The following is a 15,711-nucleotide window of genomic DNA, read 5'->3' on the forward strand; positions in this document are numbered from 1 at the left end:
CATCAGTAATCATGCACCTATACCCGGACGTAGACCCAATGCGGGATTTCATGGTTCAGGACAACGGCCCAGAACCTGTATTACGTGCGGGGGCAGAAGAAAAGGGACGTGTTCTCTACGAGATCAAGCCGCCAGAAAAAGGCGAAGAACCCATAGAGGGAGTACACTACTGTTACGGCATCGACTACAATCTACTTACCGAGGGCGAGGATTACGACCTAGTTGAGAGAGGTCCACATATTGCGATGTGGAATCTGGACGATCCGCAGCCCACAGAGGCCGAACTTCAAGCAGCTTGGACAGCCTACCTGAAAGCCGAAGCTAATAAGCCGCCAGAGCTGACGGAAACCGAGCAACTACGCGCCGACAATGCAGCTTTATTACTGGAGCTAGTGCAGACGCAGGCTAGGCAAGATCAAGCTGAACAAGATCAGGCTGCCTTACTGCTGAGCCTCGTGGAAGGAGGTGTGCTATAAATGAACTGGTACGCACTGGTTAAGCGATACTTTGACGCAGGGTTGTATACGGGGGAGCAGTTACAGGTATTTGTTACCGCCAAAAAGATAACAGCTAAACAAGCAGAAGAGATTACAACCAACGCCGAATAGTAGGCGTTTTTATTTTGCCCTCGGATCTCCGGGGGCTTTCATTTTGGGGAGATAGATGGGGGGAGGGGCAATCGTGACAGAAATGGATGTACTTAAATATTTTTTAACGCAAGGTCCATTCGCGGTGTTATTCGTTTGGCTGCTGATCTACGTAATGCGCGCGAATAAAGAGAGGGAAGGACGATTGCAGGATCTACTAGGTAAGTTTTCTGAAAAATACGATGTAATCATCGTGGAGCTGCGTGAAATGAAAGAGCGATTTCCACACAGAAATTAATATTATTGAGAGGATGAATTTATATGGAATGGAATGTAGTTGCGAATTTTATTAAACCGGAATTATTACTTATTGTTGCTGTATGTTGGGTGATTGGCTTTTGCTTAAAACAAACTCCGAGAGTACCAGATTGGACAATCATTTATCTGGTTACATTGGCCGCGATCATCATTGTATGTCTTACTCTTGGCTTTAATGTAGATAGTTTTGTACAAGGCATCTTGTGCGGAGCTGTGGCTGTATATGGTAATCAGTTGCTTAAGCAGGCAAAAAAGGGGGTTGATGAGTAATGCAAATCTTTCAGAAGGGAAATAAGCACACAAATTGTAGCGGTCGAGGTGGTCATATACCGATTGCTATTGTAAATCATATAAGCGGCGGTACGATGAGTTCTATGGATAGTTGGTTTCAATCTTCTGGTAATTTAGTTAGTAGCGCTCATTTTGGCGTTTCTAAATTGGGGGAGATCCATCAATACGTTGATATAACAAAAATGGCTTGGTGTAACGGAATCACAGTCGATTCAATTCCCAAAGCCAAGGCGGCAATCGTCAAGGAACAATCACCAACGAATCCTAATAAGTACACTATCAGTATCGAGCATGAGGGTATGGATGGTAGTTTGACAGAGGCACAGTTTGCTGCCTCCGTATGGCTACATAAATTTATTAGTGATGAAGTAAAAAGGCTCTATGGAAAAGCTATCATCTTGGACGAGAAACATGTGATAGGTCATTTTCAAATTGATCCGGTGAGAAAGCCTTATTGTCCCGGTGCGAAATTTCCATGGAGTCGGTTGTATACTGCTCTAAAAACTAAGGAGGCGGAAGACGTGAGAGTAGATAAGGCTAGCACTGTAGTAAATGGGGAAAAACTGAATGAAGGTAGTTTTCTGATTGAGGGGCGTACTTACGTACCATTGGCAGCCATCGGCAAGGCGTTGGGTGCAGTAGTATCTTTTGATAACGAAACTAAAACGGCTACTATCACTACCAAAAAGTAAATATCTAACGATTAGAGATATGAAAAAGCCTCACTAACCTACATAAGGTCAGTGGGGCTTTTTTTATTATAAAGATTAACGGCGTCCACTGGCTTTAATTAGTGCTGCAATCGAGAGGACCAATGCAGCCACAATTACTATCCAGGTAATCACGTTCAACATAATTTATTCCTCCTTTAGAGGGGCCGCAGCCCCCCGTTACTTAAAGAAAATCTTCGAAACTGAAGGTGACTGTTCAAGATCAAACAGCTCATCCTCAGTCACCCAAATTTCATTTGATCCACCAAAACTCCAGAGAACTATAGTTAATCTTGCCATTTCCGTTTTCCTCCTGTGTATGCCCGCCGGCTAATTGTATCGTTCAAACCGTTTATGTTATGATTGGGTGGAGAGCAAGGGGTGCAACCCTTACTCTCCGGGAACCTATTTACGTTTGCGTGGTCCGCGGCGTTTTTTGGTTCCTTTCTTTTTGTCCTTTAGCAGCAGCGTTGCGGTAATGAGTTGAATGATTGCTGTAAGGAGCGTAACCCAATCTTTCATGTGCTTTGTTCACCTCCTTTATATCTTTATTATACAACGAAATTCGTTGAATGTCAACGAAAAACGTTGAACTATATATCGTGATAGTGTATATTCTAGTTGAGGTGAGAAATAATGCTGAGATTGAAAATTAAACAACTAAGAGAAATAGAAGATATGAGTGTACGTCAATTAAGCGAAGCAACTGGTATACGCTGGAACACTCTTAGTGATATGGAGAAAAACACAGCGAAACATTGGCCGCCTGAACACTTAGAAACGCTTATGACATACTTCAAGTTAAAACACATCGATCAATTGATTGAATACGTGGAGGAACCCGGAGAATAACCGTGGCTCCTTTTTTTTACATTGATTTAAGAACGTATGTTTGGTTATAATACAAACAAATGTTCTTGTTTTGGAGGGGAAGCAATGCTCAGTGACACAGCACGGAAACTGCTCATGATCATGACTCACTCAGCGAATCATCATGCTCATATGCCGAGTCTGCCTGAACTGGAACGTCTAAGTGGACGTATGCCAGTACCAATTAAAGCGGCTTTACTTGAATTGATACAAGAAAACTATATCGAGTGGAATCCAAACACACCGCCTGAGACAGCAATCATAATTGAAGGCTGGGAACGCCCAGATTCTCGTTTTAAAAGGCTTGGGACAGTGACCAATGAGATACAGTGGGGCATGGATGGCGGAAACATCGAATATTGGACTAAGTACTAGGAGGATTTGGGATGGCTGGAAAATTAGAAGCTAATGGACTATGGGAGGGAAGTCGAATGATTATGCCTGAGCACAAGCAGCGTATTCTTTCTGATTCGCGGCAAGAAGAGGTTCGTAGCAAGCCTGAGCTAGATCCTCAAGCGATAGAAGAGATCCAACAAACAATAACTCAATCAATGGAGGATCATAGCCCAATCACACTAGCGTTGTTTGATCCGATTGAGGACAAATCAATTCACGGTATAGTTATGAGGGTTGACCGTCAGCTGGGTCAGATAAAGTTTCGTCATGATGATGATTGGGATTGGATTAAAATAGAGGATGTTGTAGGTGCGAATACATAGTAAATTCCCAAGCGCTTACGAATTTAAAAACCCCGCCATTCAAAAGGTGGGGTTTAGCTATGTTCTATGTAAAGATGATAAGAATCAAAATCAATACGGCAAAGGCAATACCTATAAACTTAAATATAGTAAGATTCTTTTTTCGATTTTCAATTTGTTTTGGTGTCATTTCATCCACATTTAGTGTCGGGTTACTACGACTAGAATGTGACGATTTCCCTCCACCAATTTTTTTAGAGTATGAAAGCCCGGTTCCAGGAAGGGATACTGTAGCCCTTTTCCCACTAGGACCGGCACTAACTCGCGCACCTTTTACACCGGCGCTGATCCCAACGCCTTTTTTACCTACATTCAACTTCACTCCGCCACCAAGATTTATAGACTTTCTAAATCTGAACGATCCCATATTAATCACTCCAACAAGGAAATTTATTCCTAGTGTATAATATATTATTGAATGATGATATATAAGTTATCATTTATTAGTGGTTTGTATAAAAATAAAGGGGACAAGTCTATTTAAGCCGACTTCCATAACTAATAAAAATCCCATCGACCATTTTTAATCGACGGGATAATATTTGTTTTCATAAAAAAAGTAACGTAAAAAATAACGGAATCGGAAAAGGATAGAAAAGATACTAAAAGGAATAATTCTCAGATGTCATTATATATACCGATGTTAAAGGCGAAAAAAAGTTCTCGTAAGTCTTGAAAGGGGTAGGAAGTAATTCCTCCGATTTTTTAAAAATATACTACAACACTTTCTGGTATATCGGCAATGGTTAATGCTGCTATTTCTGACAACACTGTTTAAGTTTCTTTCAGAACAGCTACGCTTATGATATATTTTTAATATCTAATTACAATATTACATTAGGGAGCGATATAGAATGATCAAACATATTGTGTTTTTCAAATTAAAAGATCGGTCCGAAGAAAGCGTAGCGGCAACGGTAGCGGTATTGCGTAATATGGAAGGCAAGATTCCGCAGCTTCTCTCCATCGAGGTGGGTGCTGACATCATTCATTCCGATCGTTCCTTTGATATTGCTCTAGTCACAGAAGTGGCTTCTCTAGAGGATTTACAGGCGTATCAGGTTCATCCGGCTCATAAAGAAGTTATTGCTCACATTAATGAAGTCAAAGAGCTCTCAATTGCTGTAGATTACGAAATTTAAGCTGCTGCTTGAATATAGTATCATCATTTTATACCGGAAGCGGTGACAGGAATGCGTGAGCTTGAGTATCCAATGGAAGCGTTAACTTATTTAGTCGTTTTTCTCGGAGCATGTTTCGTAATGTTCTTCTGGCTGAAACGCCGTGGCAAACGCGGTAAGTAGAGATTAGGACGATTCTCTAACTATTATCGACATGGGGGTATTGCTGTGTATTATGTCAACCGCAATCAAATCGAAACCATTCTTGCTCAAATCCCTGATATTACCGCTGGTCTTCGGACTGTAGCAGCTTCCTGGGAGGGTACAACATTAACCGGACTAATACAAGAACGCTGCCTCCATCTGGCAATAGAGGTTGTAACAGACGTTGGTAGCTGTCTCATTGACGGGTTTATTATGCGTGATGCTGGAAGTTATGAGGATATAATTTCTATTATTCATGAAGAGAAAGTGCTAGGTCAAAGTGAGATTTATGAAAGATTGATAGAATTAGTTGCTCTGCGTAAGCCACTCGTTCAGGATTATTATGCCTGGGAGAGAGGTGATCTGCATCCACTTACCCCCATTCTTTCCGAAGTGCTTGAGCAGTTTGCCGTTGAGGTATGGAAATATTTGGACCAGGAGCTTGGAGCCAGCGTACCGCTATAATAACATAGGATAGAATCACATAGAATAGGCGATAGCCGTGAAAGAGAGGGGTTCCTTTATGATGAAGATGGGGCAGGAAAACGGATCGACAAGACAAATGATTATGACGCTCCTGAAGACGAAAGGAACACTGACCATCGGCGCGCTGGCAGAAGAATTGGGAATTACAGAGATGGGTGTCCGTCGTCATGTGCTTCAGCTGGAGCAAGAAGGGCTTGCAAAGACAAAAGTGGTCCGGCAAGCGATGGGGCGGCCTTTACATATGTACTCATTAACGGAGAGAGCCGAAGAATATTTTCCGAAAAGTTATCACAACTTGGCTTTGGAGCTTCTGCGTGAATTGGATTACGGCAGTGGACTGGATGCTGTTAATACATTATTTGAAGGCCGCCGCCGCCGGATGCTCGCTCAGTATGCTCCGATGATGGAACGGCGCAATTTGGAAGAACGCGTCGCCGAATTATCTTCCATCCAAAATGCCGGTGGATATATGGCAGAATGGAACCGCGAAGAGGATGGCTCATATGTCATAAGGGAGTACAATTGCCCGATTCGCCAAGTGGCTACCCAGTATCGTAAGGCTTGCCAATGTGAGCATAGTCTTTTCGAAGAACTGCTGGATGCTAAGGTAACACGTAATGAATGTATGGCAGAGGGCGGCCATTGCTGCCGCTACGCTATCGTACCCAAAAATGTTACAGACAAAACTTCTGAAAAGTTATAATAATTAGTCACAAGACAATCCCCTGCTGCTTATGATATAGCAGATATAGGCATTAGCCCGGTAGAGCGGGGAGCAATGAATTTAAAGGAGAGATGAAACGATGAAAAAGGACACCAAAGGTTTATTATGGGGCGCTTTAGTCGGCAGTGTGGTTGGATCGGTGACAGCATTGCTGTTCGCGCCTAAACCAGGTAAAGAGCTGCGCAAGGATATTGCAGAAGGAACTACCGCTGGTATTGAAAAGGTTCAAGAACTTGCCGTTCAAGCGGGAGATAAGAGCATTGAGATTTATGACAAGGCAAAAGATTCGATTGGGCATGTAGTACATGAAGTTCGGGAATGGAGCAAATCATGTGCGAATGCTGTTGATGAAGAAGAAAAAATTACAGTAACTGTCAGCGGCATCGCTACAGAAGAAGCTGTAGAAGCAGTTGACGCTGTAGAAGCTGTTGAAGAGGCTGCTGCCACTTTGGAAGTGGAAACTGAGTTGGTTGAGGCCACTATAAGTGAAGATGTAAGTGAAGAAGCCAGCTTTGAAGAAGTCGTTCAAGATGACAAGGTTAATAAAGAAATTCTATAATGGAACCGTGGTTTAAATCCTCTGTTTCAGTGGTAAAAGAGTACTCATTCTCTTATAATAGAGCCGCTTTTTCGCATTGGGCGGAGGGTGGCTTTTTTAATTAGTTTGCACCCGCTTGTTAAATGATGGAAGAAGACTAGTCTTGAACTCAGAGGGCAAAAGGAGTAATATCTGCAATTGGGGCTGAAAGCCAGGTACATTTTGTTTTCACCTTACATAAGCTACACAAAACAAGTAGAAGGAAGCGGTGTGTTCGTGCAGCAAGCTATAGCAATATTAGACTCAGGTGTGGGAGGGTTAACAGTTGTCAAAGAAGTGATGAGGCAACTCCCGCGGGAGAAGATCATTTATTTCGGAGATACTGCCCGAGCTCCGTACGGACCCCGTTCGACCGAGGAAGTACAACTGTTTACTGAACAAATTGTAGATTATTTGATCCAGTTTAATCCTAAAATGATCGTTATCGCTTGTAATACCGCAACAGCTGCGGCACTCGATTATATCTCAGCTAAGGTCTCCATCCCTGTAATTGGGGTGATTCATCCCGGAGCCCGCGCAGCAATTAGCGCAACCAAAAGCGGACATGTCGGCGTGATCGGTACGGTAGGAACCATCAACAGCGGTGCTTATACTAACGCATTAAAGCAGTTGTCCCCTTTTGTTGAGGTTGTAAGTCAAGCCTGTCCAGCGCTTGTCCCACTCGTCGAGCAAGGCAAGTTCCGCTCAGAGAAAAGTTACGATATCGTAGAAGAGGCACTAGAAGGCATTAAAGACACTAACATCGATACTTTAATTTTAGGATGCACTCATTATCCATTTCTTGTAGAACCCATTGGTGAGACTATGGGATCGGGAGTCAAGCTGATCAGTTCTGCAGATGAGACCGCTCGTGAGATCAGCACAATTTTATATGATAAAGGCAAGCTGTCCATCGGGGATGAAAGTCCAATTCACCAGTTTTTCTGCAGCGGTGATGCTGAGATGTTTCAAAGCATCGCGCGAGACTGGCTTGGAGAACAAATTAGACGCACCCCAGTAGTGTGGCAAGTATCCACGTTATAAGCAGGAGCAATGTTGAATTGAATAGGGACAAACTCCATGGGAGTGTAAAAGAAAAACAGACTGGGAAAGCACATTTCCCAGTCTGTTTTTTTGAAATATAAGCACTTATATGCTGCGGAACTGTAATATCCTTATTTTTCATGAGAAACGGTTGCCATCTATAAAGGGCGATGACGTTGTTTTTTCTTGTGATTCATTTCTCCTTCATGCCGGGTAGTGGCGCTTGCATACAATAGAGTTAAGTGCTGTATGCCGCTGTTTTTGTATTGCTGTATCAGCAATTTAAGGCCGAGAGGATGAGACCTAATGCGACAATATATTGCAAACAGGGGAGATACCGTAAGCCGAATTGCCGCTCTACATGGATTAACTCCTGAGCATGTTATTCAAGGTAATCCATGGGTTGGGAGACAATCTTATTTATACCCAGGTCAGGTTTTATTTCTGCCATCTTCGCCGCGTAAAAGGTATGCTGTGCAGGAAGGGGACACTCCAGAACGGATAACCTCATTATTTAAGGTGAATTTAGAGGATTTGGAGAAGCTTAATCCTGGTGTGACCTCAGGGCGCTGCTGTACACCTGGAAAAATACTTGTCATTCCACCCCCAATTCCAGACCGCGTGGTGTTTCTGCGCGGGGAGTACGGTCCGGCTGAGGTTGAGAGCGACATTGACAGCTTGCTTGTCCAATACCCGTTTATACAAGCAGCCACAATAGGCACGAGCGTGCTCGGCAAGCCGCTCCATGTACTCAAGATCGGGAATGGCACTCGTCATCTGCATGTTAACGCCGCTTTGCATGCCAATGAATGGCTGACTTCGCCATGCTTGATGTCCTTCATAGAGGAGTATGCAACAGCTTATGCTGAAGGCTTGGAATGGAATGGACACAGTCCTGAGGTTTGGTTCCAAAACTGGACATTATGGGTCGTGCCTATGGCTAATCCAGATGGCGTGGAGCTGGTTCAGGAAGGGGTTTTGCCAGACCATCCGTTTTATGATGACCTCATGAAATGGAATGGTGGACGAAGCAGCTTCCGGCATTGGAAAGCTAACATCCGCGGTGTGGATCTTGGGGATCAATTTCCCGCTCATTGGGAAGAGGAGCGGGAACGTCGGGGAGTAAGGCTGCCCTCACCGCGGGATTACAGCGGCCCTGAGCCGCTGAGTGAGCCAGAAGCAGCCGCTCTGGCTGCCCTGGCTGAGGCAGCGCCTGGCGAAGCTGCAGTGTCTCTGCATAGCCAAGGAGGAGAGATTTATTGGAACTACCGGGGGTATGAACCTCCCGAGAGCCGTGAATTAGCCGCGCAGCTGGCAGTTGCGAGCAGTTACCGGGCAGTGGAGCTGACTGGAAGTGATGCCGGATATAAGGATTGGTTTATTCAGACCTTCCGCAAACCTGGATTTACGGTGGAGCTGGGGATCGGCAAAAATCCGCTGCCACTAGCAGATTTTGAAGATATGGCCTTGGAAACAGGACTTATATTGGCAACGCTCCTTTCTAATGTGAAATAATTATGAAACATTTGCAGTAAACTTGCGTAAAATAAAACATGGGGTATGGCCGCTGTCGTCACTACACGTTATCCGCGGCTGTATCCTTTTTACTTGGGAGGAGGGTCACCATGAAACTGAAAAAAATACTGTCACTAAAACAATGGTCCCATATCTTCAGTAGCTCCTGGCAATACATCCGCTCCCCTAAAGTAGCAATGGGGGACAAGCTGTTATTTACAATTCCAGTACTGCTCTATTGGGTCTTGCCGGACTTCATGCCATTTATTCCGATCGATGATATTGGAGTGACCATGCTGCTAATGGGCTGGTTCGTGTCACGAATGGGGCGGAAATATCCTACACTTCAGCAGGGTGAATAGGATCGCACCACACATTTTCGACAAGAACTTCAGAGCTAATTAGCTAATATAGTTGCTTTTAGATGTCATTTACCTTTAAAATAAGTAATTGAGTATTTAATTTTCGGACTAGGAGATGGAATATAGATGAAGGTCAAAATTACCCGCAATGCGGCTAAAGTGATAAAGAAACAAATGGAGCTTGAAGGAAACAGCGAGTTGAAGCTGCGCGTAGCAATTACACATGCACACGGTGATCATGCTCACTACGGACTGGACTTGGACACGCCTAAAGAGAACGATGTTGTAGTGTCGACAGATAAGGAAATCGATGTTATTCTTGATCCGAGTCAACCACTCCTTGATGGCGTGGTCGTTGATTATTTGTATCTTCCACAAGAAGGTTTTGTCATTACGAATCCCTCTAAAGGTAATCACGGCGATCACTAAACACTCGCCTGTAAATTTCGAACACAAAGAAGGGTTGCTCCATGGCTAACGAAATACAAGTGTGCGATGAATGTAATTTCATGAAGTTGAAAAGTATTATCCCTAAGCTGCAAAAAATGGCACCTGATGCCGAGATCAAGGTCGGCTGCAAGTCGTACTGCGGTCCATGTGGCAAACGGGCTTTTGTTTATGTGAATGGTCGTTATGTGAGTGCTCCAACGGAGGATGAAGTGTTGAAGAAAGCAGAAGCTTTTATCAAACAGCCCTCCGTTCAGAAATAATACTGAGTTCTTATCAACTAAGATAATAGGGTCGATCCCTCTTCATTCTCAGAATAAGTAAAAGTAAACAGAGCAGCGATTCTCCTGTTATTTGGAGGATCGCTGCTCTGTGTTTTCTGGTCATTGGTGGCTTACTTCAATCGTGTACATCATCCCATCATTTCTCCGTCTCCTCATCTCATCGACCCATCGTCCCATCATCTCACCATCTCATCGACCCACCATCATCTCCTCATCCCATCATCCTATCATTCCACCATCCCACGATCTCCTCATCCTACAAGGGTTACGGACTCAGATGACGTTATTTGCGTGTTTTTAGCTGTTAATGCAAGATTTCGGACCCCATGAAGCTAGAATAAAAAGTGGACAGTAGTTAACAGACTGGCGATAATGAGTCCACGGAGGTGTGTTCACATGGGAGAACATCGACAACGGTATAACGAAGAATTTAAAAAACAGACAGTGCAGTTCATTCAAGAGCAAACAAAGACAGTGGGCGACTTGGCGGAAGAGCTCAACATCCCAAAAAGTACCCTGCATCAATGGATGAGTCAGTATCGAGAACTAAAGAATGAACCGGCAGCTAGCGTGGATCGAGTACGGGAACTCGAGGCACAGTTGAAAGAAATGAGCCGTCAACTTCAAGAAAAAGATAACAAGATTGCTGATGTGGAAGAGGAATTAGCGATCGTAAAAAAAGCAGTGCACATCTTCAGCAAACCAAGGAACTGAGATTCCAGTTTATTGAAAAACATCGCTCCGAGTTTCTCTTGGAGAAGATGTGCATGACCCTACATGTGTCACGGAGCGGGTACTACAAGTGGCGGACAGAAAAAAACAGTACGCATATGCTTCGTAAGGCTGCGATAATGAAGCGAATTCAGTATCATTTTGCAGACCATCAAAAGCGGTATGGGAGTCCGAAGATCACTCGCCTGTTGCATCAAGAAGGTTATACCGTTACCGAACGCACGGTGAGTGTGTACATGCGACATATGAAGCTTCGCTCCATTGTCTCCAAAACGTATCGCGTACAGACCACCGACTCCAATCATGACCATCCGATTGCCCCAAATACGCTGAACCAGCAATTTAAAATACTCAAACCCAATTCAGTATGGGTTACCGACATTACATACATTCCTTGCCGGGGAGGGCGCTTGTACCTGGCTAGTGTGATGGACCTTTGCACGCGTGAAATCGTGGGGTGGCGCTTGGAGAACCATATGGAAACTAGCTTGATTTCGGGCGCCTTACAAGATGCTTACGAAGCTAAGCAACCGGAAAAGGGTCTATTACATCACTCCGATAGAGGTTCTCAATATACTTCTCATGAATACACGAAGCAGTTGAAAGCGTATGGCATGGAGTCCAGCATGAGCCGCAGAGGTAACTGTTATGATAACGCCTGTATCGAGTCGTGGCACAGCATTTTGAAAAAGGAGCTCATTTATTGTAATCCACGATTCAAAACTAAGGAGCAAGCCTACCAGACACTTTTTCAATATATTGAGTTTTATTATAACCGCAAGCGAATGCATGGCGCGCTGGGGTATCTTTCTCCAGTTCGTTTTGCTGAGCAATTGACTAGAATGTCTGTTGCGTGACTGTCCACTTTCTTGACAGAGGTCCACCATGGACGCTATTCCTCAGAAAAGAGGCTCATATCGGCGTTTTTCAGGCTAATAGCTGCTCTGGAGTCCGTTAGCATTCCAAACCTCGGATATTGCTGGGTTTAAGGTCAGCTGTGTCCGTTAGTGAGATACTTCGCGTATCTAAGTCGGAAAACCCAACGTGCTTCCAACAACGATCAGGAGTGAATGTCCAACATAGAGAGGATGTCGCAGCAGCCCTTTTCGATAGTTTTGTGGACAGTCTCTTCATTTACCGGGATATAAGCTTAAGGTGCAGATTGTGTATTCTTAAGCTTTTTGATTCCATCATATTTCATGATATCGTCGGAGATCTGTAGGCGGAGCTTGCTGGTCTCATACCCGATGCTGCACTCCCCTACGTCCACGGCTTCGCGGCTTTCGAGGCTATAACAGGTTCCGCTGGCAAATTGCCCATTCTCGCTGGGGAGATAAGACAGCTTTGCATCGGCATAGGCGCCGGATCGCAGCGTTACAAGACGCTCATGCCCGCTAAACAGATTATTGCCCATGAGATAATAAGGATCACGTGAGATCCCGAGCAAATGGAGCAAGGAAGGTGTAAGATCCAACTGACCAGCTGGAGCTGAATCTAGGACAGAGGCGTTAAAGCCTGGCAGATGAATGAGCAAGGGAACCTGATGCATTATTTGCTGCATATCGAGTGCGCTAAGGCTTTTGCCGAGAAATTGTTCGTAATAAGCGATCTCCTGGATCGAATTATCATGATCTCCATAGAAAGCAACAATGGTATTATCCCACAGCCCACGCTGCTTCATCTCTTTGACCATTTCCCCTAAAGCTTCATCCGTATAGTGAACAGCCTGCAAATAATCTCCGAAGATCGTGCCCTTGAACTCTCCAGTATCAAGCCCTTGTTTATCTGCAGGGAGAGAATAAGGATGATGGCTGGATAGTGTAGTCAAAAATGAATAAAAAGGCTGCTGTATCGTTTCTGAAGTGTTCATAATATCGAGGGATTGCCGTAAAAAGGATTTGTCACCCAGAGACCAGCCTAGAGGTTCGTCTATTGTATAGTCTTTTTTGTTATAAAAATGGTCATAACCCATCGCGTTATACATAATCTGCCGATTCCAGAAGCTACCTTCGTACGCATGAAAAGCATTGGTACTGTAGCCCTTTGATTTCAAAATAGCAGGCAGCGTGTCAAACTGATGATCCGGGTAACGGACAAATACCGAGCCGGAGACCAGCGGGTACAGGGAAGCGTTGGACGTGAAATCCGCATCGGAAGTTCGGCCTTGTGAGGTCTGATGGTAGTAATTGCTGAAATAGGTGTTTTCTTTGATTAGAGCGTTCAGATTAGGTGTGATCTCCTGGCCGGATATTGAGCGTCCAACTACAAAGTTCATAAAAGCTTCAGCTTGAATAACAACAATGTTGCTTCCGCTGTATTTTCCAAAGCTGTCATTATTGGCACTTTGCTCAGTGTTTTGTTCATTGAACCAGAGCTGCATCGAGGTGGCTTCTTCTTGTGAAAGCTCGGACTGCGGACCTAGATGATCTTTAGCATATAAGTAAATATCATAACCGTGAAAACCGATTAGTCCGGTTACGTTATACATGGCGAGACTCCACCAGTTGCCAGTGAATAGATCTTTAGCCCAGGTAGTCGCGTAGGTGTGGATAGGGCCAAAGGTCAGCACGCAACCTAGCACCAGAGCAACGATCCCATTCACGCTTCTTTTTAGCGTCCTGCTTAGGCGTGAAGAGCGGCGGGAATAACCGGTTTGAGAATAAGAGTGAGATTGCCCATAACGGCGAGGGACGGCATTAGACAAGTATGTATGGGATTTGCGGCGGTATAATTCTACGCCGATTCCGTATGCAATAAGAAATAGCCAGTCAGCGAACAAATAAAGATCTGAAGGACGCAGTAGGGCGAAGATACTTCCACCAAGCGCATCCATCTGTCCAGCCTGAAACAATACGGGTACCGTGATAAAATCCTTAAAGTAACGATAGTAGACGATATCCGAATAAATAAGCAGCGTCAGAAGCAAGTTTATACTTAACAACGTTATCGTCTGTCCCCGGCGGGGAAGCCACAGGGTCCAAAAAGACAATAACATGACTGAACCTACAGCAATCCATTTGTCCTGCCGGTTCATATCTATATTGGGAGCATGCAGCCCACTATGCAGAAATAATAACTTGGCCAGCATGATGCCAAGAAAAAAGAGATAACCGATATATCGGGAGCGAATCACAGTAGCTATTGTACCTGTTACAGTTGTAATGCTCCGATTCGATGGAAAATCTGACATTTTGAAGCCTCCTAGCACAGAAAATAAACAAAACGAGAAGAAACAACGTTGTTGTCTTTTTTAGATGACAAACGTTTCTCTTAGAAATATAAGAGCGTAAAGGATGGGTGCTAAACTAAAACTGTCTTATACTCGGAGAAAAACGGACACCCTCCTCATACGATACGAGGTAGATGTCCGTTCTGCATTCAAACCAATGGTGATCCTAATTATTTCGGATTTCTAGGTGGAAGTGGACCCAAGTATTGATAATATTGACACTCGATACGTCCGTTATACAGTTTGCGGCGTTTGTCTGCCTTACGACCGTAAAATTGTTCGAATTCCTTGTAAGGGCTAATCGCAAAAAATGACCATGTTGGCAGATATATCATCATTTCACCAAACTGGCGGGTGAGCTTCTCCACTTCTTTGTCATTACTGATCCGTTCACCATACGGAGGGTTGGTGATGATACAACCATATTCTCCTTCAGGTCTTGCTTTGGCGGCAGCCATCACTTTGAAGGTGATTTCTCCGGACAGTCCAGCACTCTTGGCGGCGGCTTCAGCAATTTCAATTGCTTCTGGATCGATGTCCGTACCCGTTAATTGCAAAGGATAATCGTCGCGCACAGCATCGAAAGCTTCTTCGCGAGCCTCTTCCCAAAGATGTTTCGGAATGACTGGCCAATGTTCAGATGGAAATGAGCGGCGTAGTCCTGGTGCAATATTCCAAGCGATCATGGCGGCTTCAATTAACAGTGTTCCCGAACCACAACATGGATCGAACAGCGGCCGATGGCCATTCCAGCGGCTAAGCTGGATTAGTGCAGCAGCCATTGTTTCCTTCAGTGGAGCCTCTGTTGCATGTCTGCGGTAACCACGTTTGTGAAGTGCGGGTCCTGTGGTATCTAATGTGATCAAAGCGATGTCATTTAATAAAATCACTTCGATCACATATCGAGGACCGTTCTCCGGGAACCAGTCTGTATGATACGAAAGCTTCAGCTTCTCGACGATGGCTTTTTTGACAATCCCTTGGCAAGCGGGTACACTCGTTAGTTGTGATTTATGGGACCGTCCTTCAACCGGGAATTCTCCATTCTCTGGAATCCAGTCTTCCCAAGGCAAAGCTTTAACCCCTTCGAATAACTCGTCAAAGGTTTTAGCAGGGAATTGGCCCATTTTAACCAATACGCGGTCAGATGTACGCAGCCACAAGTTACAGCGACAGATATCGATGTAATCACCGCTGAATAATACTCGTCCGTTCTCGACCTTGGTCTCATAACCCAGTTCGTTTAATTCGCGCGCTACCACAGCTTCTAAACCCATAGGGGCAGTAGCGATTAATTGTAATTTGCTCAAATACTCTCAACTCCGTTTAACTTGTAGATAAATACAAAAAGCCAGTACAATAAGAAGAGACGACATTGTCGTCCTTTAAAGCATCCATACAAGTATAGGGGAATGTGGGACACTTCACAATGCCCGGCATTCCATAAATCAT

The 15,711-nt window shown here is 44.4% G+C and carries 21 protein-coding genes and 1 pseudogene; 19 read left to right on the forward strand and 3 right to left on the reverse strand.

Annotated elements, in window-relative coordinates:
- Positions 1-11: 11 nt before the first annotated feature.
- From MKX34_RS10265 to MKX34_RS10300, 8 genes are all read left to right on the forward strand, one after another.
- Entirely contained in the window at positions 12-476 is a 465-nt protein-coding gene (locus MKX34_RS10265) for an XkdW family protein (protein WP_179089270.1), read from the forward strand.
- Positions 477-608 carry an XkdX family protein gene (locus tag MKX34_RS10270; protein WP_081383790.1) on the forward strand — a complete coding sequence of 44 codons (132 nt, stop codon included), beginning with the start codon at positions 477-479 and terminating at the stop codon, positions 606-608.
- 55 nt (positions 609-663) lie between these two features.
- Positions 664-885 carry a BhlA/UviB family holin-like peptide gene (locus MKX34_RS10275; RefSeq protein WP_051491604.1) on the forward strand — a complete coding sequence of 74 codons (222 nt, stop codon included), beginning with the start codon at positions 664-666 and terminating at the stop codon, positions 883-885.
- 23 nt (positions 886-908) lie between these two features.
- Entirely contained in the window at positions 909-1,175 is a 267-nt protein-coding gene (locus MKX34_RS10280) for a phage holin family protein (protein ID WP_036689199.1), read from the forward strand.
- Positions 1,175-1,888, forward strand: coding sequence for an N-acetylmuramoyl-L-alanine amidase (locus MKX34_RS10285; protein WP_076296105.1), 714 nt, complete (start codon positions 1,175-1,177; stop codon positions 1,886-1,888). The genes MKX34_RS10280 and MKX34_RS10285 overlap by 1 nt, the downstream gene beginning before the upstream one ends.
- A gap of 654 nt (positions 1,889-2,542) precedes the next feature.
- Positions 2,543-2,758: a helix-turn-helix transcriptional regulator gene (locus MKX34_RS10290; protein ID WP_076296106.1), complete on the forward strand. Its 216-nt coding sequence runs from the start codon at positions 2,543-2,545 to the stop codon at positions 2,756-2,758.
- Between the two features lie 84 nt (positions 2,759-2,842).
- Complete coding sequence (locus tag MKX34_RS10295) at positions 2,843-3,151, forward strand: hypothetical protein (RefSeq protein WP_076098419.1); 309 nt, start codon at positions 2,843-2,845, stop codon at positions 3,149-3,151.
- A gap of 11 nt (positions 3,152-3,162) precedes the next feature.
- Complete coding sequence (locus MKX34_RS10300) at positions 3,163-3,495, forward strand: YolD-like family protein (protein WP_076106558.1); 333 nt, start codon at positions 3,163-3,165, stop codon at positions 3,493-3,495.
- A gap of 223 nt (positions 3,496-3,718) precedes the next feature.
- On the opposite strand, the pseudogene MKX34_RS10305 reads toward MKX34_RS10300, so the two are convergent.
- Positions 3,719-3,901: pseudogene (locus tag MKX34_RS10305) on the reverse strand (DUF4236 domain-containing protein); the annotation flags it as partial.
- A 487-nt stretch (positions 3,902-4,388) separates the two neighbouring features.
- On the opposite strand from MKX34_RS10305, the gene MKX34_RS10310 reads away from it, so the two are divergent.
- The 11 genes from MKX34_RS10310 (at position 4,389) to MKX34_RS10360 (ending at position 11,887) form a co-directional block, all read left to right on the forward strand.
- Complete coding sequence (locus tag MKX34_RS10310; RefSeq protein WP_036689213.1) at positions 4,389-4,676, forward strand: Dabb family protein; 288 nt, start codon at positions 4,389-4,391, stop codon at positions 4,674-4,676.
- A gap of 207 nt (positions 4,677-4,883) precedes the next feature.
- Positions 4,884-5,324 (forward strand): HepT-like ribonuclease domain-containing protein, encoded by a 441-nt coding sequence (locus MKX34_RS10315; RefSeq protein ID WP_076296108.1) that lies wholly within the window; start codon positions 4,884-4,886, stop codon positions 5,322-5,324.
- A 58-nt stretch (positions 5,325-5,382) separates the two neighbouring features.
- Positions 5,383-6,048, forward strand: coding sequence for a metalloregulator ArsR/SmtB family transcription factor (locus MKX34_RS10320; protein ID WP_038569796.1), 666 nt, complete (start codon positions 5,383-5,385; stop codon positions 6,046-6,048).
- A gap of 100 nt (positions 6,049-6,148) precedes the next feature.
- Positions 6,149-6,628, forward strand: a complete 480-nt coding sequence (locus MKX34_RS10325) for a YtxH domain-containing protein (RefSeq protein ID WP_051491605.1) — start codon at positions 6,149-6,151, stop codon at positions 6,626-6,628.
- Positions 6,629-6,883: 255 nt separating this feature from the next.
- Positions 6,884-7,690 (forward strand): glutamate racemase, encoded by an 807-nt coding sequence (gene racE / locus MKX34_RS10330; RefSeq protein ID WP_036689641.1) that lies wholly within the window; start codon positions 6,884-6,886, stop codon positions 7,688-7,690.
- 306 nt (positions 7,691-7,996) lie between these two features.
- Positions 7,997-9,205 (forward strand): M14 family metallopeptidase, encoded by a 1,209-nt coding sequence (locus MKX34_RS10335; RefSeq protein ID WP_036689219.1) that lies wholly within the window; start codon positions 7,997-7,999, stop codon positions 9,203-9,205.
- A 110-nt stretch (positions 9,206-9,315) separates the two neighbouring features.
- A complete protein-coding gene (locus tag MKX34_RS10340; protein WP_036689222.1) occupies positions 9,316-9,567 on the forward strand; it encodes a hypothetical protein in 252 nt (83 codons plus the stop codon).
- A 126-nt stretch (positions 9,568-9,693) separates the two neighbouring features.
- Positions 9,694-9,996, forward strand: coding sequence for a heme biosynthesis protein HemY (locus MKX34_RS10345; RefSeq protein ID WP_036689223.1), 303 nt, complete (start codon positions 9,694-9,696; stop codon positions 9,994-9,996).
- Between the two features lie 41 nt (positions 9,997-10,037).
- On the forward strand, positions 10,038-10,277 hold the full coding sequence (locus tag MKX34_RS10350; RefSeq protein ID WP_036689224.1) for a DUF1450 domain-containing protein: 240 nt from the start codon (positions 10,038-10,040) through the stop codon (positions 10,275-10,277).
- Positions 10,278-10,694: 417 nt separating this feature from the next.
- The gene (locus MKX34_RS10355) at positions 10,695-11,012 is read left to right on the forward strand and encodes a transposase (RefSeq protein WP_036683594.1); all 318 of its coding nucleotides are present in this window, start codon (positions 10,695-10,697) and stop codon (positions 11,010-11,012) included.
- A gap of 11 nt (positions 11,013-11,023) precedes the next feature.
- Complete coding sequence (locus MKX34_RS10360; protein ID WP_256717136.1) at positions 11,024-11,887, forward strand: IS3 family transposase; 864 nt, start codon at positions 11,024-11,026, stop codon at positions 11,885-11,887.
- A gap of 293 nt (positions 11,888-12,180) precedes the next feature.
- Here MKX34_RS10360 and MKX34_RS10365 read toward each other — a convergent pair whose 3' ends face one another.
- On the reverse strand, positions 12,181-14,220 hold the full coding sequence (locus MKX34_RS10365; RefSeq protein WP_076296414.1) for an LTA synthase family protein: 2,040 nt from the start codon (positions 14,218-14,220) through the stop codon (positions 12,181-12,183).
- 209 nt (positions 14,221-14,429) lie between these two features.
- Complete coding sequence (locus MKX34_RS10370) at positions 14,430-15,569, reverse strand: class I SAM-dependent RNA methyltransferase (RefSeq protein WP_036689227.1); 1,140 nt, start codon at positions 15,567-15,569, stop codon at positions 14,430-14,432.
- Positions 15,570-15,711: the final 142 nt, after the last annotated feature.

It is taken from the genome of Paenibacillus sp. FSL R5-0636, assembly GCF_037974255.1.
GTDB lineage: Bacteria > Bacillota > Bacilli > Paenibacillales > Paenibacillaceae > Paenibacillus_AQ > Paenibacillus_AQ odorifer.